The 4,572-nt window shown below is 35.9% G+C and carries 6 protein-coding genes and 2 pseudogenes; all 8 read right to left on the bottom strand.

Annotated features, from left to right (window positions below; translation table 11 throughout):
* Window positions 1-281: pseudogene (locus tag Q0Q96_RS11155) on the bottom strand (hypothetical protein); the annotation flags it as partial.
* On the bottom strand, window positions 271-471 hold the full coding sequence (locus Q0Q96_RS11150; protein WP_293875378.1) for a hypothetical protein: 201 nt from the start codon (window positions 469-471) through the stop codon (window positions 271-273). The pseudogene Q0Q96_RS11155 and the gene Q0Q96_RS11150, both read right to left, overlap by 11 nt.
* 18 nt (window positions 472-489) lie before the next feature.
* Window positions 490-1,542 carry an NAD(P)/FAD-dependent oxidoreductase gene (locus Q0Q96_RS11145; protein WP_293875376.1) on the bottom strand — a complete coding sequence of 351 codons (1,053 nt, stop codon included), beginning with the start codon at window positions 1,540-1,542 and terminating at the stop codon, window positions 490-492.
* A 68-nt stretch (window positions 1,543-1,610) separates the two neighbouring features.
* Complete coding sequence (locus Q0Q96_RS11140; protein ID WP_293875374.1) at window positions 1,611-1,850, bottom strand: NifU family protein; 240 nt, start codon at window positions 1,848-1,850, stop codon at window positions 1,611-1,613.
* Window positions 1,851-1,937: 87 nt separating this feature from the next.
* On the bottom strand, window positions 1,938-3,071 hold the full coding sequence (locus tag Q0Q96_RS11135; protein WP_293875372.1) for an Mrp/NBP35 family ATP-binding protein: 1,134 nt from the start codon (window positions 3,069-3,071) through the stop codon (window positions 1,938-1,940).
* A 318-nt stretch (window positions 3,072-3,389) separates the two neighbouring features.
* Entirely contained in the window at window positions 3,390-3,716 is a 327-nt protein-coding gene (locus tag Q0Q96_RS11130; protein WP_293875370.1) for an MGMT family protein, read from the bottom strand.
* A 3-nt stretch (window positions 3,717-3,719) separates the two neighbouring features.
* Complete coding sequence (locus Q0Q96_RS11125; protein WP_293875368.1) at window positions 3,720-4,346, bottom strand: lysine transporter LysE; 627 nt, start codon at window positions 4,344-4,346, stop codon at window positions 3,720-3,722.
* Window positions 4,347-4,572: pseudogene (locus tag Q0Q96_RS11120) on the bottom strand (tRNA (guanosine(46)-N7)-methyltransferase TrmB); the annotation flags it as partial.

Raw genomic sequence — 4,572 nt, 5'->3', positions numbered from 1 at the left:
ATCTCTATTTTAGAAGGTTCAACTCCAATTCCCCACACATTAAATTTATGATTTGTAAATTGTTCTTCAGGAAATATTGGAGCGTTAAAATCTAAATATACTTTTTTTAATTTTTGATAATTTTCATCAGTTCTCTCAATCCATAAGTCCATGTCACCTGTACTTCTGACGTACCCATGAAGTACAACTGCATATCCACCAACTAATAAAAATTCGATTTTGTTCTTTTCTAGAAGTTCCAGAAACTCCAAAAAATCAATATTGAAAATATTATTTGACATGTTTTCTGGCAAATGTTACTTTTTTATCAACTTGGGTAGCAGGTGTTACAACAAATATTGAATTTATAATGAAACAAGCTGCTTTCAATCGTTCTAAAGGAGTTTTGTCTTTATAAAAAGTTACATGGTCATCTGCTTCTTCAAAAGTAGATTTTGAAACGACATTTCTATTCATTCTAAAATCGTCCATAGTACAAATATAAAAAATTTAATCTATCGCTTTTACAATCGCTTTTTCAGCTTCCTTTCGGGTCCCGTCAAAGCCGTCAACGCCAGATACAGTGGTGTATTTCAAAACATATTTCTTTCCTGGATTCATTCGTTGATAAACACTTTGACACATCAAGGTCGCTTCATGAAAACCGCACAAAATTAGTTTGAGTTTTCCCGGATAGATATTGACATCGCCAATGGCGTAAATCCCATCAATATTGGTTTGATAATCAAGAGCGTTATTGACTTTGATAGCATTTTTTTCGATTTCTAAACCCCAATTGGCAATGGCACCTAGCTTTGGTGTTAATCCAAAAAGCGGAATAAAATAATCTGTTTTGATATTTCGATGTGCGCCATTTTCATCAATGTCTATTGATTCTAAATGCTCGGCGCCGTTTAAACCAATAACTTCGGCTGGCGTAATCAATTTTATTTTCCCTAAATGTTTTAATTCCTGTACTTTCTCAACGGAATCTAATGCACCTCTGAATTCATTTCGCCGATGAATCAAAGTAACTTCTGAAGCAACATCGGCTAAAAAAACAGACCAATCCAAAGCAGAATCTCCGCCGCCTGCGATTACGATTTTTTTATTTCTAAAAAGTTCAGGGTTTTTTACAAAATATTCAACACCTTTGTCTTCATAGAACGCAATGTCCTCAATTAAAGGTTTTCTGGGTTCAAAACTGCCCAAACCACCTGCTATAGCGACCGCATTGGCGTGGTGTTTTGTTCCTTTATTGGTTGTTACGATAAAAGTGCCATCTTCCAGCTTTTGAATTGTTTCTGCATTTTCGTTCAAGGTAAATCCTGGCTGAAACTGTTTTGTTTGTTCCATTAAATTGGTAACCAAATCTCCTGCTAGAACTTCGGGGAAACCCGGAATATCATAGATGGGTTTCTTGGGATATAATTCCGATAGCTGTCCGCCAATTTGTGGTAAAGCGTCAATAAGATGGCATTTTAGTTTTAATAATCCTGCTTCAAAAACAGCAAAAAGGCCAGTTGGTCCAGCACCGATTATTAATATATCTGTTTCAATCATATTTAAAGTCGAAAGTTTGTAAGAATTATGATTAGATATTTTAAGCCTTTATGACTTAATGACTGCTTTTATGCAATATTTTCTACTGTCTCAATCTGTGGCGCATACTTTTTAATAGTAGTTTCTACACCGGCTTTCATGGTACTTACACTTAAGCTACAGGAAGTACAAGCACCTTGAAGACGTACTTTTACATGTTTTTCATCTTCAATAGAAACTAAACTAATATCGCCGCCGTCTGAATTTAGAAAAGGTCTGATTTCGTTTAAGGCTTTTTCTATGTTTAAAGTCAATTCTTCCTTTGTCATATATTTTTTAATTAGGTAATTTGTCAATTTGATAATGAGAAAATGTTCTAAATAGTATTAAATTTCTAATTTGCACTTTCTAATTTTCTAATTCTTTTTTACAGCAGAACAGCCTGCCATAGTTGTTATTTTGATTGCTTCAGTAGGTGGTAAACTTTGGTTTCTGTTTACTGTTTCCTGAACTATGTTTCTTGTGATTTCTTCGAATACATTTTCGATTACCGATGCTGTTTGCAAAGCTGCCGGGCGACCATAATCACCAGCTTCGCGAATGCTTTGCACCAATGGAACTTCGCCTAAAAACGGAACTTGTAAATCTTCTGCCAAGTTTTTGGCACCTTCTTTTCCGAAGATATAATATTTGTTATTTGGCAATTCTTCTGGAGTGAAGTAGGCCATGTTTTCTATAATTCCGAGAACTGGAACATTGATGCTGTCTGATAAAAACATGGAAACGCCTTTTTTAGCATCGGCTAATGCAACTGCTTGCGGCGTACTTACAACAACGGCTCCTGTGATTGGTAAGGATTGCATGATAGACAAGTGAATGTCACCAGTGCCCGGCGGTAAGTCAATCAACATGAAATCGAGTTCGCCCCAGTCGGCATCAAAAATCATTTGATTTAACGCTTTGGAAGCCATTGGTCCACGCCAAATAACGGCCTGACTTGGCGCTGTAAAGAATCCTATGGATAGAATTTTGATTTCGTAGCTTTCTACTGGTTTCATTTTGGATTTACCATTAACCTCGACCGAAATTGGTTTTTCGTTTTCTACATCAAACATGATGGGCATGGATGGTCCATAAATATCGGCATCTAAAATTCCAACTTTGAAACCCATTTTGGCTAATGTTACTGCCAAGTTAGCCGTAACGGTTGATTTCCCAACACCACCTTTACCCGAAGCAACGGCTATAAAATTGCTGATGCCAGGAATCGATTTGCCTTTAATCTCGTTTGGATTATCTGCTGCCTCTACTTTACTATTGACTTTCACGACAGCATCTGGCGAGAATTTTTCGTGGATTAGTTTTTTGATATCGTCTTCAGCACGTTTTTTTATGTGCATGGCTGGAGTTTTCAGGACCAAATCGACTACTACTTCGTTCCCAAAGGTGAGTACGTTTTTTACGGCTCCGCTCTCGACCATGTTTTTCCCTTCGCCAGCAATGGATATGGTTTCCAGGGCTGAAAGGATTTCTTTTCTGTCTAATTTCATCTTGAATACATTAATCGTTTCAGTTACTTTTATTTAAACTGAATTTAGATTGCAAAGATAATAGGAATTGTATTGAAACACTAGTTAATGAATTGAAAATATTAACACTAATGTAAAGTAGTTTATGGGTGTTTAAAAGTGTTTATGCTCATGCAAAAATTTATAAATAGGTATAACAATTTAAAAATATGTACACGTTTTTAAAAATTCATCAGCATCAAATAAAAAAGAGATACGGTTGATTTGAAAATGTTTAGGGAAACAAGAAGACAAGTAACAATTATAATTTAAAATATTTATTGTTTTTTTCATAACTGCCTACTGATCAATAACCTCTGGTTGCCAGAAGTGCTTTTCAAAATCGACAATTTGGTTATCGATTACTTTGATGCCTTCGTTTTCTAATAATTGCTGCATCAAGTTCGTTCCGTAAAAATGGTGTTTACCAGTAAGCAATCCTTTTCTGTTGACAACTCTATGCGCAGGAACATCTTCTATATTATGGGATGCATTCATTGCCCAGCCTACCATTCTTGAGGAACGGGCTGTGCCAAGAGCTTTGGCAATTGCGCCAAACGTGGTTACTTTTCCGTGGGGAATTTGTCGCACTATATTGTAAACTTTATCAAAAAAATTGGATTCCATTCGTTATCTGTAAAACAGTTTAATGACTGTAACCAGCGCCATAAAAGTGGTTGCCGAACCAATAATGGTATTGATGTTTTTGGTCAAAAATTCGGTTTTTTTTTCTATCTTTTTGAATGCGACGATGTAAGTGTAAAAAACGGTAAAAGATCCTAGCACTACACCAGATACAAATGCCATGACTGGAATTTTTTCGAAGCTGAAATACCCAGCGGCAGATAAACTCATACTAGCGAAGACGTAAAACGGAACGGGAAGTAAGTTTAAAGTTGACAGTAGCATTCCGAAGAAAAAACGATTATAGTTCCCTTTTATTTTGCTAACCGTTTTAATTTTCTTTGGTTTTTTGGCAATCCAAAAAAAGTAAATGCTCAAGCCTGTGAAAACCAAAATGCCAATTTCCTGTAAAGTGGTAATAATTTCTTGGTGATGATTTATGAATCGGGCGAACAGTATCGCAATGAAGGTTTGGAAAAAAATAATCAACGATGCGCCCAATGCAAAACTTATTGCTACATTTTTGCCTTCAAGCGTACTTATTTTTGCCGCGGTCATATTGATTAAACCAGGAAGTACTACTGCTAGAAAAGCAATGCAAAAACCCAAAACAAGCTGCAAACAATAGGTCATCTATTTGATTTTGAAACAAATGTACGTAATTGCTTTGTTGATTTCCAAATATTGATTTTCATAAAATGTTTGAATTTGGGTAACTTCAGCTGGAGCACCTTCGTTTTTATAAATGTTATGATTAGCGTACAATACCTCGTGACCTTCGCCATGCAATACCCCTAAAGTGTAGCCGTGCATGAATTCGCTATCGGTTTTGAGGTTCACAATTCCGTTAGGTTTTAGA

The organism is Flavobacterium sp. (assembly GCF_025352015.1).
In the GTDB taxonomy this organism is placed as follows: Bacteria; Bacteroidota; Bacteroidia; order Flavobacteriales; family Flavobacteriaceae; genus Flavobacterium.
Note: the sequence above shows the minus strand (reverse complement) of the source record. Positions and strands in the feature narration are given on the sequence as shown.